Raw genomic sequence first — 15,203 nt, 5'->3', positions numbered from 1 at the left:
CGATTCCCCTCCCTGACCAGGGGCGGAGCCACGGCCTCCTTGCCCGCACCCCCATCTTGGTATACAAAATGTCGGGCCAGAGCATCCTGCCCCGTTCCGCCGAGGAGCCACCATGTGCGTCGAGAACACCCCACCGCCGTCCAGCAGGCTGACCCGTCGCGGTGTACTCGCCGGTGCCGCCGCACTGGCGGGCACCACGGCCGCCCTCGCCGCTTCCGCGCCCGGCGCGTCGGCCCTCGCGCCCACCCGCGCCTCCAGCCCCGGCACCGCCCCCCGCGGCGGTGACCTCGTCATCGACGGCGGCACGCTGCTCGACCCGGAGACCGGCGAGGTCACCGAGGACGCGGTCGTCGTCATCCTCGACGGTGTCGTCCGCGCGGCCGGCAAGCGCAAGGACGTCGACGTGCCCGCCGGTGTCACCGTCCTCGACGCGCACGGCCAGTGGGTCCTGCCGGGTCTCGTCGACTCGCACATCCACCTGAACACCGCCACCGAGGCCGCCAGAACCCTCGCGCTCGGCGCCACCACCGTGCGCAGCGGTTCGACGAACTTCTACCAGGACATCGCCGTCCGCGAGCTCTCCCGGCAGGCCCCGGGCCGCGCCCCCCGGATGCGCGCGTCCGGCGTCTTCGTCTCGCCCGACCTCGGTGACACGATCCTCGCCGACCCCGACCTCACCCCGATCGCCCGTCTCAAGGACGGCGTCCGCTCGACCGAGGCCCTGCGCCGCGTCGTCGAGGTCAACCTGGCCCGCGGCGCCGACACCATCAAGACCCGCGTGAACCCGCGTGCGGGACTTGCCGAGCAGGACCCGCTGGAGCAGGTCTACAGCCGCGAGCAGCTGGCCACGATCGTCGCCACCGCCCGCCGCGGCGGCAAGGACGTGCTGTGCCACAGCTACAGCGCGAAGGGCATCCAGGACGCGGTCATGGCCGGCGTCAAGTCCATCGAGCACGGCGCGTTCATCACCGAGGAGTCGCTCCACGAGATGCGCCGCCGCGGCACGTACTTCACGCCCACGATGGTCGCCATCGGCGGCATGATCGGTGACCCCAACCCGGTGCTCGACGAGCGCGGCCGCACCTACCTGCCCAAGCTCAAGGCCGCCGCGAAGCGCGCCCACGAGCTCGGCGTGGGCCTGGTGTCCGGCACGGACTCGTCGGGCGGCTCGGTGGAGCCGATCGGCGCCGAGATCGAGATGATGCACTCGGCCGGCCTGTCCGCGCTCGACGCGATCCGCACCGCGACCACCAACGCGGCCCGTCTCCTCGGCTTCGAGGGCAAGGTCGGCCGGCTCGCGCGCGGTTACGCGGGCGACGCGATCCTGCTGTCCGGCAGCCCGCTCGACGACATCTCCGTGCTGAAGAAGCCGGCGCGCGTCGTGCGTACCGGAATCGCCGTATGACGGCGACCGTCTTCCGGAACGTACGTCCGCTGGGCGCGGCGCGGGCCGTCCACCTGACCGTCGTCGACGGTGTGTTCGCCGACGGCCCGGCGCCCGAGGGTGCCGAGGTCGTCGACGGCGGCGGCCGGATCGCGCTGCCAACCCTGGTGGACGCGCACATCCACCCGGACAAGACCACCTGGGGCGAGCCCTGGGTGTCGCGCCGGCCCGCGTCCTCCATCGCCGAATACGCCGAAGCGGACGCCGAGTTGTTCCGCTCGCAGACGACCCCGCTCAAGGACCGCGCTCTGCGTCTCATGTCGCACGCGGTCACGCAGGGCACCCGCGCGATGCGGGCCCACGTCGATGTCGCGCCCGCCTACGGGCTTGCCGGTGTCGAGGGCGTCGTCGCCGCGCGTGAGGCCCTGAAGGACGCGCTCGACGTGCAGGTCGTCGCGTTCCCGCAGCACGGTGTCGTCCGCAAGCCTGGTACGGCGGAGCTCCTGGAGGAGGCCGCGCGCAGCGGTGCCGTCGACATCGTCGGCGGCATCGACCCGAGCAGCTTCGACGAGGCGCTCGACGAACAGCTCGACCTGGTCTTCGGCATCGCCGACCGGCACGGCGTGGGCGTCGACATCCACCTGCACGACAGGGGAGAGCCCGGCCTGGAAGTGGTCCGGGCGATCGTCGACCGGACCAGGGCGCTGTCGCTCCAGGGCAAGGTCAGCATCAGTCACGTGTTCTGCGTGCCGGGCCTTCAGGGCGTCGAACTGGATAAGCTGGGCGGCGAGTTGGCGGACGCGGGGATCTCCCTGACGACCGTCGCCCCCTCCGAGTCCCTTGTCCTGCCGACGCGCCGTCTGCGGGAGCTCGGCGTGGGCGTCGGCCTCGGCTCGGACGGCGTGCGCGACTCGTGGAGCCCGTTCGGCAACGCCGACATGCTGCACCGCGTGCACCTGCTCGCCGAGGCCCAGGGCGCGCGTCTCGACGAGGAGCTCGCGGACAGCTTCCGCGTCGCCGCCGACGACGGCGCCCGACTCCTCGGGCTCCCCCACCTGGACCTGTCCCCGGGCTCACCGGCCGACTTCTTCCTGGTGCGCGGCGAGTGCCTGCCCCAGGTCGTCGTCGACCTGCCCGCGCGCGACGTGGTGGTCAGGGCCGGCCGCGTCGTCGCCAGGAACGGCGAGCTGCTCCTGCCCTGAGTAGCACTAGGGCCTGTCCTCAAATTCCCGCCTGCCGGGCGACGCCTGGCACGCACGCTCGCGGCGGACGACGGGAATTTGAGGACAGGCCCTGGCCCACGATCATGCGGCCCCGGGACCTGACCCCCGGGGCCGCATGCTGAAGTCGTACTGTGCGGGCAGGCGTTCGCCCGGTTCGGCGAGGCGCGACCACAGTTCGGCGATCGTCTCCGAGCCCTCCCGCAGGTCGGCGACCTCGAAGCCCTCGTCGAAGACGGCACGTGCCGCCGCCCTGTCGCCCTCGGCGAGCAGCAGGCGGGCCTCGATGAGCCGGAAGCGGCCACGGGCCCGCGTCACGGGGTGCAGCCGGTCCCAGACGGCGCGGGCCGCACCCGGGCGGCGGACCGCGAGCAGCGCCTCGACGGCCTCGCGGCCGAGCGCCGCGGTGGCCGCCGTCCACGCCTCGCCGTCGTCACGCCGCTCCTGGCACAGGTCGTCGTAGGCCTCCGCGTAGCGGTCGGCGGCGCGCTCGTGGTGGCCGGACTCCTGGTCGGCGACGGCCAGACAGCGCAGCAACGGCCATAGCGACGGGGCGAGTTCGAGCCCGCGCTCCCAGCTGCGCACCGCCTGCGCCCGGTCCCCCGCGTGCCATTGGGCGACCCCGAGGTGGTACTCGGTGAGCGGCTGGGCGGGCGCCGTCTCCAGCATGTCCCGCCAGTGGGGCGCCACGAGGGTGGGCCCGGGCGGTCCGACGCGGCGCGGCTCGGGGACGGCCCCGCTGCGCAGCAGCTCCAGCCACGGCGCCTGCTCGTCGCCGAGCGTCGACGCGTCGAACGGCGTGCCGGGCAGCTTGAGGTCCCCGCGCAGCACTTCGAGGGCGCCCCAGCCGGAGCCCACCGCGAGCGTCTCGCCGGGTTCGGTGTCGGCGTGCGGGAGCCAGGCCTCGTGGGCGGCGTCGACGTCGGCCCGGGGCAGCACGCCTTCGAGCCGTTGCTCGACCTCGCCGCGGGCGGTCGCCCAGTCCTCGGCGGAGTGCACGGCACCGGCCGCCGCGGACAGCGGTCCGTACGCCTCCAGCCAGGTGAACTCGGCTTCGGCGTCGAGGCGTACGTGCTCCAGCTGCGTACGGGCGAGGCCCGCCTGGATCTCGGCGTAGCCGCCGGTGCCCGGTTCGGTCAGCCACTCCTGCCAGCGCCGCCCGCCCGCGCCGTGGCCCCACAGGAACAGCTTGCGGCCGCGCAGCAGATCGGTCGAGGTCTGGACGAGTCCGTGCCCGTCGTCGTCGAGCGCGGCGATCCAGCGGCGCTGCCCGTCGGGGACCTCGTAGAAGTAGTCGGCCGGGTACTCGCCGCTGAGCGGGTACGTGCGGTCCACCCCGTCGGACTCCGGGACGGGGACGCGGCGCAGGCTGCGCTCGTAGCCGAAGTGCCAGGCCTCGTCGGCGGGGGCGAGGACACGGTGTTCCTCGGGTATGGCGATGTTCGACCACCAGTAGACGGGCGCGGGCCGCTCGTGGGGGTTGCGGATCCGCACGCCCACGTGGAGGAAGTCGGAGCCGGCCGGGAGCCACAGGTCCACCTGGAACGGCAGGTCGCGCAGCCGTTCCCATTCCCACAGGCGCAGCATGTCGCCGCCGTCGGGTGCGGTGACGCGGGCGGCGTGCAGGGGCGCGCAGGACAGGGTGGTGTGCCCGGTCGCGCCGATGTTCCACTCGATGCCGCCGGAGAACCAGGCGCCGTTGAGCGCGAAGTCGGCGGGCTGGAACACCGGGTTGGTGTAGAGGAGTTCGCGTCCGGTGGGCTTGTGGAAGAGGGAGTGGACGCGGCCGCCGAGGCCCGGCAGGACCGTGACGCGCAGCCGGTCGTTCTCGAGCACGAGCGTGTCCAGGGTGACCGGGGCGCGGTCGCGCCCGTAGCCGTTCCTGATGCGCTCCGGCAGGACGCTGCGCAGCGGCTCGTAGCCGATCTGGCGGGCCATGTCGCGGGGCATGCCCTGCCGGGAGCGGTCGTCGAGTTCGTGGGGTTCGTCGAGGGGCCGCAGCGGTGGCAGCGGGTCGGACGCGCCGAGCGCCACGCCGGGCAGCGTCAGTACGTCGCGTCGCAGGGTCGTCCGCTCGGCTTGCGAGTGCGTCAAGTCCGCCTCCCGGTTCGCGGGGCCGACCGTCCGCACGCGGTGCGCCCCCGACGACCATGGAACAGGCTCGCCCGTGAGGTGACCAGGGGCTCTCCCGGTCAGAATTAAGCAAAGGCGCCGCGCGCCCCGCCGGGCTACCCTCCCCGGATGGGAACGCAGCACACCTACCGGGTCATCGTCCGCGGCACCTGGGACGGCCTCACCGACGGCGCGCGCGAGCGGCTGCTCGCCGAGGCCGACGACCACGGGCTCACCTCGATGAGGTTCACACCGGAGGGGTCACTCACGTACGACCGGGTGCTGAAGCACTTCTCGCTGCGGTTCGTCGTGGAGTCGGACGCGGAGGACGGCGAGGAGATGGCGGAGGCGCTCGCCGAGGAGATGGCGGAGGCGTCCCTGCGGGCTCTGGGCGAGGGCTACGGCTTCGGTGCGCTGAAGTCGTCGGCGACCGACATGGACACGATGAAGGTCAACCGGAAGCACCGGGCATCTCGGCCGTGAGCGCCCAGCGTTCGTGGTCGCGCCAGGCACCGTCCACGTAGAGGAAGTCGGGCGAGTAGCCCTCCAGGCGGAAGCCGGCGCGGCGGGCGAGCGCGATCGACGCCTCGTTGCGCGGCTGCACGTTGATCTCGAGCCGGTGCAGGCCGAGAGGGCCGAAGGCGTGACGGACGACGAGGCCGAGGCCCTCGCTCATGAGGCCGCGGCCCGCCGCGTGCGCGAACGCGCCGTAACCGAGGGCACCGCTGCGGAAGCCGCCGCGGACGATGTTGTTGATGTTGATGAAACCGACGATGCCGCCGCCCGCCCGCTCGCACACCAGGAAACCGAACCGGGCCGGGTCGTCGATGAGGGCACCCGCGTAGGCGGCGTAGGTATCGGCGGCGGTGGGCGGGAAGAGCCAGGGGTGGTGCAGGTGCCGGCTCTCCCGCGCACGGGCCGTGAACTCCTCGGCGTCCGCGAGCGTGAAGGCGCGTAGGGCCACGTGGGGACCTTGGGCGAGGTGGGGGCTCTCGGCTTCGGACATCCGGTCAGCCTACGTGGCGGCCCGGCTCACTTGCGCCGGTGCATGAAGTACCCGCCGCGGACCGCCCCGATGGCGTCGGTGGACCCTTCCCTAGGAGCGACGCCCGCGTTCCCCGCCCGGCGTGTGCGGCCGGGCGGGGTTCGCGCACGGCGGGGTACCTACTCCCCGACGACCGGCAGTTCCAGGACGCCCGTGTCGTCGGGCGCGCTGGTGACGGTGACCGGCTTGACGCCCTTGTTGCCGCCGTACGCGTCGTCGCTGGCCGCGATGACGAACTGGAGGCGGTGGCCCTTCTCGTAGCGGTGGACGATGCCGGGCAGCGAGACGGTGAAGGAGCGGGTCACGTCGGGCACGCGGACCGGTGCGACCAGCCGGTGCACGAGCGTCTTCGTGCCGTCCGGCGCGATGTCGTAGAGCTTCGCGAAGAGGACGAGCTTGTCGGCGGCGTCACCCGAGTTCTGGACGCGTTCGGTCCGCGGGGAGACGACCTTGAGGGTGGCCTTCGGGGCGCCGACGACGTCGGTGGCGGTGGTCAGCGGCTCGCTGGTCCAGCCGAGGTAGGTGCCGGCGGTGTCGTGGGGCGCGGGGTCGGGGAGGCCGATGAGGCCGGCGAGGGAGGACTCGGAGTGGCTGGTGGGGATCAGCCAGTTCCGGTACTCGCGGCTGCCGCGGGCGACCTTCTTGCGGTTGTCGACGAGCTTGCCGTCGCCGGACAGGTACAGCTTCCGGCTCAGGGTCGGGACGCTGCCCGCGGTGGCGTAGGTCCGGTTCGGGTCGGTGATCCAGTCGCGGTAGTAGGCGAAGGCGGGCCCGGTGTCGACGCCCTTCTTGTGCTGGAGGTAGCGGTCGAACCAGGCGAGGATCCGCTTGCCGACGTAGGAGGTCTCCAGGTTGCCCTGGGCGATGTTGAGTTCGCCGGTGGCCGGGTCGGTGAGGCCGCCGCTGTGGCCCCAGGACTGCCAGATCATCTTGGCGGTGGTGCCCTGCGCCCTGAGGGTGTTGTACGACGCCTGCGCCTCGTTGAGGTTGAAGAGGCTGTCGGACTGGCCCTGCACGAGCAGCGTCGGGGCCTTGACCTGCTTGAGGTACGAGACCGGGGAGACGCTGCGTGCGTAGGCGAGCATCGGTCCGGTCTTCGCGGCCGGGTAGCGGCCGGAGTTCAGGGTGCGGATCGTCTCGCAGGCGTCGTCGACGAAGTGCAGGCAGGTGAGCTTGTTGACGCGGGACGGGTCGAGGGACGGTGCGAGGAGGGGCTGGCCCTCGCCGATCAGGTAGAAGCCGTTGGTCCACTGCCATTTGAAGGCGCCGGGGACGGAGCGGTCGGAGGCGTTGTTCGGATCGAGGGAGTACGCCAGGTCGTTCCACGTGATCATCGGGACGAGGGCGTCGACGCGGTGGTCGACGGCGGCGGTGGCGAGCTGGATGGCGCCGCCGTACGAGCCGCCGATCATGCCGACCCGGGGGTCTCCCTTGCCGTCCTTCGTCACGAAGTCGGCCTTCGTGCCGTCGTCGGCGGCGCGTGTACCGGCAAGGTAGTCGATGAGCCGGGAGGCGGCCGCGCCGTCGATGCGGGGGTCGTCGAGCGAGACGAGGCAGCCCGACTTGCCGAAGCCGAGCCCCGAGTAGACGAGCCCGACGTAGCCGCGGGCGGCGACGGCCTTGCCGATGGCGTCGGTCGAGCCGTCGGACTTGCTGCCGCCGAAGCCGTTGGTGGCGAGGACCGCGGGCGCGGTGTGCGCGGCGTCGACCCCGGCGGGCCGGTAGAGGTCGGCGTCGACGACGCAGTTGCGGCCGCCGGCCCGGACCGTGAACTTCAGTGCGGTGACGGTGTATTCGCCGGTCCGCGTCGCTTGCGTCGTCCGGGTCGTCTGCGTCGTCTGGGTTGTCTGCGTCGTCTGGGTTGTCTGCGGAACGGCGTTCGCAGGGCCGGCGAGGGCGAGGGGCGCGGCGACCGGGGCGCCGAGGGCGAGGACCAGCGCCAGTGGTGATCGCGGTCGGGATCGGGGCACGGCTACCTCCACGCTGAGGAAGACCCACCGGCTACCGACCGGTAAGTCTGGGCGTGGTCATGTTGTGACACGTGTCATACGCGGGTCAATCACCGTGCCGCGTGTTTCTTGACGAAGATTCAGCGAGCGCGTCTTTCAGGCCAGCGCGGGCAGGTCGAGGGTCAACGTCCCCGCGTCCGCGTCGAGTTCACCCGGCACGCCGAACGGGACGGTCAGCGCCCCGTCGCAGTGCCCGAAGCCGAACTCCTCGGCCACCGGCACCCCGAGACCGCCGAGCCGGTCCGCGAGCAGCGCGCGCACCTCGCCGTACGCCTCGCACTCCGCCCACGACCCGAGCAGGATCCCCGCGACCCCGTCCAGCCAGCCGGAGCGCAGGAGTTGGGTGAGATAGCGGTCGAGCCGGTACGTCTCCTCGCCCACGTCCTCCAGGCACAGCAGCCCGCCCCTGGCCGACGGACGGGCGTGCGGGGTGCCCAGGTCCGCGGCGAGCAGGCAGAGGCAGCCGCCGAGGGTGACACCGCGCGCCGTCCCGCCCACGAGGGGACGTCCGCCGCCGGGTGCCGTGATCGTGCGCACGGTCTCGGGTTCGAAGAGCGTCGCCCTCAAGTGGTCCTGCGCGCGGGCGTTCTTGAGGAAGTCGGCCGCGGCGACCATCGGTCCGTGCAGCGTCGCGAGGCCGAGGCGCACGGCGAACGCCTCGTGCAGCGCCGTGATGTCGCTGTACCCGACGAACACCTTGGGCCCGGCGGCCCGCATCGCGTCCCAGTCCAGCAGGTCGGCCATGCGCTGGGCGCCGTAGCCTCCCCGTGCGCACAGGACCGCGTCGACGGACGGGTCGCACCAGGCCCGCTGGAGGTCGGCGGCGCGGTCGGCGTCCGTCCCGGCGAGATAGTCGAACTCCCTGTGCACATCGGGGACATGGGGCGCCGCCACGGGCTCCAGGTCCCAGCCGCGCAGCAGGTCGAGGCCCGCCTGGAGACGGTCGTCGGGCACCGGACCGCTGGGCGCGACGACGGCGACGCGGGCACCGGGGGTGAGCCGCGCGGGACGGGTGAGCGGTGTCGTCGACGTCACTTGGACAGCTCCAGGGTGGGAATCCCGGCCGGATCCAGGCCGAACACCTGGGCGTACAGGGAGAGTTCGGACTCCAGGGCGCGGATCACGGTGTCGGCGCGCCGGAAGCCGTGGCCCTCACCCTCGAAGGTGATGTACGCGTGCGGGACGCGCCGTCCCTCCAGGCGGGCCAGGAACCGCTCGCACTGCGCGGGCGGGCAGATCACGTCGTCGAGGCCCTGGAGCAGCAGGAACGGCACGGTGAGCCGGTCCGCGTGCTCGGCCGGCGAGCGCTCCACGTAGCGCGCGGGCACCTCGGCGAGCGGGCCGACCAGTGACTCCAGGTACCGCGACTCGAAGTCGTGGGTCTCGCCCGAGCCCCAGGCCGTCAGGTCGAGCACGGGATAGAGGATGGTGCCGCAGGCGTAGACGTCGGTGGTGGTGAGCGACGCGGCGGCGGTCCAGCCTCCGGCGCTGCCGCCGCGGATCGCGAGCCTGGCCCGGTCGGCGGTGCCCTCGGCGGCGAGCGCGAGCGCCACGGCGGCGCAGTCCTCGACGTCGACGACGCCCCACTGCTCGCGCAGCCGGTTGCGGTACTCGCGCCCGTAGCCGGTGGAGCCGCCGTAGTTGACCTCGGCGACGCCGATGCCGCGCGAGGTGAAGTAGGCGATCTCCAGGTCGAGTACGAGGGGCGAGCGTCCGGTGGGGCCGCCGTGGGCCCACACGACGTAGGGCGGGAGTTCGTCGTCGGGCGCGGCGTGGGTGGGGCTGTGCGGCGGGTAGACGTGGGCGTGGATGTCGCGCCCCTCGGGGCCCGCGAAGGTGCGGATCTGCGGCTCGGGGTAGTAAGCGGGGTCGACGGCGTCGGTGTGCGCGGCGCCGACGACGCGCGCCCGGCCCGTCCGCGTGTCGAGTTCCACGACCTCGTGGCCGCTGCGCGGGCTGGCCGCGACGCCCACGACGCGGGTGCCGTGCGCCGCCAGGGTGGGGCTCCACTCCGTCCAGGGTCCGGCCGCGTCCACAACCTCGCCGGTCGTCGGGTCGAGTATCGCGAGCGCGGTGGCGCCGCTGCCGTGCACGACGGCGATCAGGCCGCATTCCAGCGGGGCGAACCAGCGGTGGCCGATCTTCCAGAGCGGTCCGCCGAACTCCTCCTCGCGCGGGCACAGGGGCCGGGGCTCGCCGTCCGGGCCGACGCGGTAGAGGTTCCACCAGCCGCTGCGGTCGCTGGAGTACAGGAGGGCGCCGTCGGCGGCCCACTCCACCTGCGCGACGGATTCGTCCGGTCCGCCGAACGCGGTCCTCGCCCCGCCGACGCTGCCGTCCCCGGCCACGTCGGCGACGATCAGCTCGGTGCCGTCCCACGGCATCCGCGGGTGGTCCCAGGCGAGCCAGGCGGCGCGGCGGCCGTCGGGCGAGAGGCGGGGGCCGGTCACGAACCGGTGGCGCCCGTCGGAGAGTTCCCGCACGGCGGCCCGGTCCTCGGCGGCGCTCCCGTCGAGCGGCACCGCGGCGACGACACGGCGCACGTCGCCCGGACCGTCGCCGGTGAACTCCTCCAGGACGCACCAGACTTCACCCCGGTCGAGGTGGATGCGCGGATCGGCCCAGCGCAGGCCGTCACCCACCGCCGAGACGGGTGTGAGGGGGCGGGGTACGGCGCCGGGGGCGTCCGGCTCGTAGGCGTAGAGCCGCTGGTCGGCGAAGTCGACGAACACGAGGAGGGGACCCTCGGGGCGGCCGGCGCCGGCCCACGGCTGTCCGCCGTACTCGATGACGCGGCTGCGCACGTTCCACGGCGCGGGCAGCACTGTGTGCTCCGTGCCGTCGGCGAGCCGCCTGACCAGGGCGCGCCGGCCGCCCTCGGCGGGCCGGGGCTCGGTCCACCACACCTCGTCGCCGACGAAGCCGACGTACTCCGGCTGCCCGTCGTGCGCGGCGGCGAGATCGGCCGAGATCGGCGACGGCCACGATCCGTGACTCTGGATCAGCACCATCTTCTCCCCGTCCCCCATGACTACTGAGGCCCCCATGTTCTCCACGCGCGTCGCCATTTCCTAGACCGTCTCCCGAACCGCTTCCCGGACCGTTTTCCGATCCCCGCCCGTGCCCCCGCTCACCCTGCTACGCCGACCTCAGGAATCGGTCGAGCACGCGGACCCCGAAGTGCAGCGCCTCGACCGGGACGCGCTCGTCGACGCCGTGGAAGAGCGCCTGGTAGTCGAAGCCCTCGGGGAGCTTCAGCGGCGCGAAGCCGTAGCCCGTGATGCCGAGCCGCGAGAACTGCTTGGCGTCGGTGCCGCCCGACATGCAGTACGGCACGACGTGCCCCTCGGGCGCGAACTCCTCGACAGCCGCCCGCATCTTGGCGAACGCCGGCGAGTCGACCGGCGCCTGCAGAGCGACCTCGTGGTGCTCGAACTCCCAGTCGACGTCGGGCCCGGTGAGCCGGTCGAGGGTCTCGCGGAACTCGTCCTCGCCGCCCGGCAGATACCGGCCGTCGATGTGCGCGGTCGCCTCGCCGGGGATCACATTGATCTTGTATCCGGCGGACAGCATCGTCGGGTTGGCGCTGTTGCGGACGGTCGGCTCGACGAGGGCCGCGGCCGGGCCGAGCTTCGCGAGGAGCTCGTCGACGGCGAAGTCCGGGGACGTCACACCGGCCTCGATGCCGTACAGGGCGGCGAGTTCGGTCAGCGCGGCGGCCACGGTCGGGGTCAGCCGGACCGGCCACTCGTGCGCGCCGATCCGCGCGACGGCGGCGGCGAGCCGGCTGACGGCGTTGGCGCGGTTCACCTTCGAGCCGTGGCCCGCCCTGCCGTGCGCGGTGAGCCGGAGCCAGGCCGTGCCGCGCTCGCCCGCCGCGATCGGGTAGATCTCCTTGCCCGAGCCGTCGTGGAAGGTGAAGGCACCCGATTCGCTGACGCCCTCGGTGCAGCCCTCGAAGAGCGCGGCGTGCCGGTCGGCGAGGAAACCGGAGCCGTCCTCGGCGCTCGCCTCCTCGTCGGCGGTGAAGGCGACGACGATGTCCCGGCGCGGCCGCACACCGGCGCGGGCCCACTGCCGCACGACCGCGAGGATCATCGCGTCCATGTTCTTCATGTCGACCGCGCCCCGGCCCCACACGACGCCGTCGCGGATCTCGCCGGAGAACGGGTGCACGCTCCAGTCGGCGGCCTCCGCCGGGACGACGTCGAGGTGACCGTGGACGAGCAGCGCGTCGGCGGAGGGGTCCGTGCCGGGGATGCGGGCGACGACGTTCGTCCGCCCCTCGGTGCGCTCCAGGAGGGCCGGCTCCAGTCCCGCCTCGGCGAGCTTCGCCGCCGCGTACTCGGCGGCCGGGCGCTCCCGGCAGTCGCCGCCGCCACGGTTGGTGGTGTCGATGCGGATGAGCTCGGACGTGAAGGTCACGACCTCGTCGAGCGCCTGATCGTCCACGTGAGCGGCCTGGGATGCCAGGGGTGCCCGAGATGCCTGAGGTGCCTGAGATGCCTGAGATGCCTGAGGTGCCTGAGGTGTCTGGTCAGCCATACTGCTCCTCCACCGCGGCCGAGACGATCGTGGTGACCGCCTTGAAGGTGCGGATGCCGTCGTACATGGTGTCGTGCGTGTAGGCGACCCTGCGTTCCCCGGTGCGGCGGACGCCGGGCACCACGGTCGCGGCCATCGACAGATGCTCGGCGTCGAATTCGAGCTCGATGGTGAACGGGCCGCCCTGGACGGGCTCGTGACGCACGGCGAGCGCCGCCGCCTCCTTGGCCGCGGCCCTGATGTCGGCGGCGGTCCTCCTCGGGGTACGGCATACCGCCGCGTACCGGGACACATGGTCCTTCACGGCGACCTTGCGGGCCTCGGGCGCATAGCCGAGGGCGTCGTCGCAGGCATGGTCGTCGCCCGTGACGAGGACGACGGGCACGCCGTACTCGGCGACGACGTGCGCGTTGAGCAGCCCCTCGCTCGCGCGTATGCCGTTGATCCAGACGCCGGTGATGGAGTTGGCAAGGTAAGTGTGGGCGAGGACGCCCTCCATGCCGGCGCCCGTGTGGTAGCCGACGAACGCGATGCCGTCGACGTCGCCGTGCTGGACGCCCTCGACCATGGAGAGCGACTTGTGGCGGCCGGTCAGCATCTCGGCCCGCTCGTCGAGCTGCTCCAGGAGCAGGTTGCGCATCGACCAGTGCGCCTCGTTGATGAGCACCTCGTCGGCGCCCCCGTCGAAGAATCCGAGCACGGCGGCGTTGACGTCCGAGGTGAACATGGACCGGCAGCGCTCCCACTGCGGCGTGCCCGGCAGCACGTCCCCCGGCCAGGTCACACCGGTGGCGCCCTCCATGTCGGCGCTGATGAGGATCTTCATGGCGCATCACCGTACGCGCCGGGCAACGCGCAGGCCAGAGCCGCCGGGACAGCCAGAGGTCCAGTCCACCGAAAGGCGGCGGCCACCCCTCCGTTCAGACGATCGCTCCGGCTCCGGGGATCACTTCGCCCAGGCGATCGCCCGGGTCAGGACGCGGCGGGGTCCCGGCGCTCCTCGGCCTCGACGTCGTCCGCCTTCATCGCCTTCGTCTCGCTCTTGAGGATGCGCATCGACTTGCCGAGCGCACGCGCCGTGTCCGGCAGCTTCTTGGAACCGAACAGGACGATGACCACGATCGCCACGATGAGCAGGTGCCAGGGCTCGAGACCGTTGCGGAACATTTTCGCCCCATCCTTCGTCTTCTCGGATGAGGTGGGCACCGGGGACGGCACCCACCAGAAAGCTTGCTACATTGCGCAACTGTACAACCCCGGACCGAGTGAGGGCGCACCCATGGCAGGCACCCGTGAGCAGTTGGCTCCCCCGCGCCGCACGTCCGGCGCCCGGCCCGCCGCACGCACCGCGCGCCGACGGCGCGGGCGCGTGCGGCTCACGCTCTCGATAGCCCTGTCCCTGCTCGTCCTCGTCACGGCGGGGGTGGGCTGGGTGTACCTGAAACTGGGCGGAGACATCAGCACGTTCAGTGCCGACGGCATCTCCGGCGACCGCCCGGCCGCCGACGCCTCCAAAGGGGAGAACGTCCTCGTCATCGGCTCCGACGCCCGCACCGGAGGCAACTCGGCCCTCGGCGGCGGCGACAAGGGCGACATCGGCCGCTCCGACACGGCGTTCCTGCTGCACGTCTACGCCGACCACCGCAACGCCGTCGCGGTGTCCGTCCCCCGCGACACCCTGGTCACGATCCCGCCCTGCAAACTGCCCGACGGCAGCTGGACCAGGACCCGCCCCGACACGATGTTCAACGCCGCGTACTCGACCGGCGAGACCGCCCGCGGCAACCCGGCCTGCACGCAGAACACCGTGGAGAAGCTGACCGGCCTGCGCGTCGACCACACCGTCGTCGTGGACTTCAAGGGCTTCGCGGCCCTCACCGACGTCGTCGGCGGAGTGAAGGTGTGCCTCCCGCAGGACATCTACCAGCGCGACCTGAACCCGCACCGCACCACCCGCGGCAAGCTCCTCTTCGCCCGCGGCGAGCAGACCGTCACCGGCCAGAAGGCCCTCGACTACGTACGCCTGCGGCACGGCATCGGCGACGGCTCCGACATCGGCCGCATCAAGCGCCAGCAGGCCTTCGTGGGCAGCCTGATGAAGAAGGTGAAGAGCGACGGCCTCACGCCCACGAAGCTGCTGCCCCTCGCGCAGGCGGCGACCCGGTCGATGACCGTGGACCCCGGCCTCGGCTCCGCCGACAAGCTCCTCTCGTTCGCCATGTCCCTCAGGAACATCGACCTCCACAACACCAAGTTCGTCACCCTTCCCTGGCGTTACGAGGGAAGCCGCGTCGCGGTCGTCGAACCGGACGCCGACGCGCTGTGGGCCGCGCTCAAGGAGGACCGCACGCTCGACGGGAAGGACGCCAGCGGCAAGAAGGGCGCCGCGTCCACCGCCTCCCCCACGGCCGCCGTCAACTCCGCATCAGCCATGCCGAATTCGGGCGACGGCATCCGTGTCACCGTGTACAACGGCACGGCCGTCCCGGGACTGGCCGCCGAAGCCGCGCGCACCCTCACTCAGGGCGGCTTCACCGTCCTGGGCACGGCGACCGCGAGCAGCCAGAACCACGCCACCACCCTGATCCAGTACGGCCCCGGCGAGACGTCACGAGCGCGTACGGTCGCCGAGCGGTTCCCCGGCGCGCGCCTCGAAGAGACCGCGACGGCGGGCATCAAGGCGATCGTCGGGCAGGACTACGCGGACCATCCGTCGGCCGCCGCCCCGACGGGGCCCGCACCCACCGCCGTACCGTCCGAGGTCTCCCACGACGCCCGTTCCGCCGCCGACAGCCTCTGCTCGAACCTCTCCTACGGCTGACCAGCGCAACCGACCGGGACCGTTTCGCGTCTTCACCCCCGTCTGTACAGTTGCGCAAACTCGCAAC

The 15,203-nt window shown here is 72.5% G+C and carries 12 protein-coding genes; 4 read left to right on the top strand and 8 right to left on the bottom strand.

Features of this window, described 5'->3' with window-relative positions; all coding sequences use genetic code 11:
• Positions 1–112 precede the first annotated feature (112 nt).
• Together EOT10_RS02490 and EOT10_RS02485 are read left to right on the top strand one after the other, a co-directional pair.
• Complete coding sequence (locus tag EOT10_RS02490) at positions 113–1,405, top strand: amidohydrolase family protein (protein ID WP_127826342.1); 1,293 nt, start codon at positions 113–115, stop codon at positions 1,403–1,405.
• On the top strand, positions 1,402–2,586 hold the full coding sequence (locus EOT10_RS02485) for an amidohydrolase (protein ID WP_127826341.1): 1,185 nt from the start codon (positions 1,402–1,404) through the stop codon (positions 2,584–2,586). Before EOT10_RS02490 ends, EOT10_RS02485 begins: the two co-directional genes overlap by 4 nt.
• Before the next feature lie 102 nt (positions 2,587–2,688).
• Here EOT10_RS02485 and EOT10_RS02480 read toward each other — a convergent pair whose 3' ends face one another.
• Positions 2,689–4,698: a DUF5107 domain-containing protein gene (locus EOT10_RS02480; protein ID WP_127826340.1), complete on the bottom strand. Its 2,010-nt coding sequence runs from the start codon at positions 4,696–4,698 to the stop codon at positions 2,689–2,691.
• Between the two features lie 147 nt (positions 4,699–4,845).
• On the opposite strand from EOT10_RS02480, the gene EOT10_RS02475 reads away from it, so the two are divergent.
• On the top strand, positions 4,846–5,199 hold the full coding sequence (locus EOT10_RS02475) for a DUF6204 family protein (RefSeq protein WP_127826339.1): 354 nt from the start codon (positions 4,846–4,848) through the stop codon (positions 5,197–5,199).
• Here the strand turns inward: EOT10_RS02475 and EOT10_RS02470 are convergent.
• The 7 genes from EOT10_RS02470 to tatA all read right to left on the bottom strand — a co-directional run bounded on the left by EOT10_RS02470 (position 5,168) and on the right by tatA (position 13,482).
• Positions 5,168–5,722: a GNAT family N-acetyltransferase gene (locus EOT10_RS02470; protein WP_127826338.1), complete on the bottom strand. Its 555-nt coding sequence runs from the start codon at positions 5,720–5,722 to the stop codon at positions 5,168–5,170. The genes EOT10_RS02475 and EOT10_RS02470 overlap by 32 nt on opposite strands.
• Before the next feature lie 158 nt (positions 5,723–5,880).
• A complete protein-coding gene (locus tag EOT10_RS02465; RefSeq protein WP_127826337.1) occupies positions 5,881–7,731 on the bottom strand; it encodes an alpha/beta fold hydrolase in 1,851 nt (616 codons plus the stop codon).
• A gap of 135 nt (positions 7,732–7,866) precedes the next feature.
• Positions 7,867–8,805, bottom strand: coding sequence for a S66 peptidase family protein (locus EOT10_RS02460; protein ID WP_127826336.1), 939 nt, complete (start codon positions 8,803–8,805; stop codon positions 7,867–7,869).
• Complete coding sequence (locus tag EOT10_RS02455) at positions 8,802–10,781, bottom strand: dipeptidyl-peptidase 5 (protein WP_127826725.1); 1,980 nt, start codon at positions 10,779–10,781, stop codon at positions 8,802–8,804. Before EOT10_RS02455 ends, EOT10_RS02460 begins: the two co-directional genes overlap by 4 nt.
• Before the next feature lie 127 nt (positions 10,782–10,908).
• Positions 10,909–12,222 carry a M20/M25/M40 family metallo-hydrolase gene (locus tag EOT10_RS02450; protein WP_431313246.1) on the bottom strand — a complete coding sequence of 438 codons (1,314 nt, stop codon included), beginning with the start codon at positions 12,220–12,222 and terminating at the stop codon, positions 10,909–10,911.
• An 85-nt stretch (positions 12,223–12,307) separates the two neighbouring features.
• Positions 12,308–13,141 (bottom strand): M55 family metallopeptidase, encoded by an 834-nt coding sequence (locus EOT10_RS02445; protein ID WP_127826334.1) that lies wholly within the window; start codon positions 13,139–13,141, stop codon positions 12,308–12,310.
• A gap of 146 nt (positions 13,142–13,287) precedes the next feature.
• Positions 13,288–13,482: a Sec-independent protein translocase subunit TatA gene (gene tatA / locus EOT10_RS02440; protein ID WP_127826333.1), complete on the bottom strand. Its 195-nt coding sequence runs from the start codon at positions 13,480–13,482 to the stop codon at positions 13,288–13,290.
• A gap of 112 nt (positions 13,483–13,594) precedes the next feature.
• On the opposite strand from tatA, the gene EOT10_RS02435 reads away from it, so the two are divergent.
• Positions 13,595–15,136, top strand: a complete 1,542-nt coding sequence (locus EOT10_RS02435; protein WP_127826332.1) for an LCP family protein — start codon at positions 13,595–13,597, stop codon at positions 15,134–15,136.
• Positions 15,137–15,203 lie beyond the last annotated feature (67 nt).

Origin of the sequence: Streptomyces antnestii, assembly GCF_004005495.1 — a bacterium.
Taxonomy (GTDB): domain Bacteria; phylum Actinomycetota; class Actinomycetes; order Streptomycetales; family Streptomycetaceae; genus Streptomyces; species Streptomyces antnestii.
This window is presented reverse-complemented; position numbering and strand designations above follow the sequence as displayed.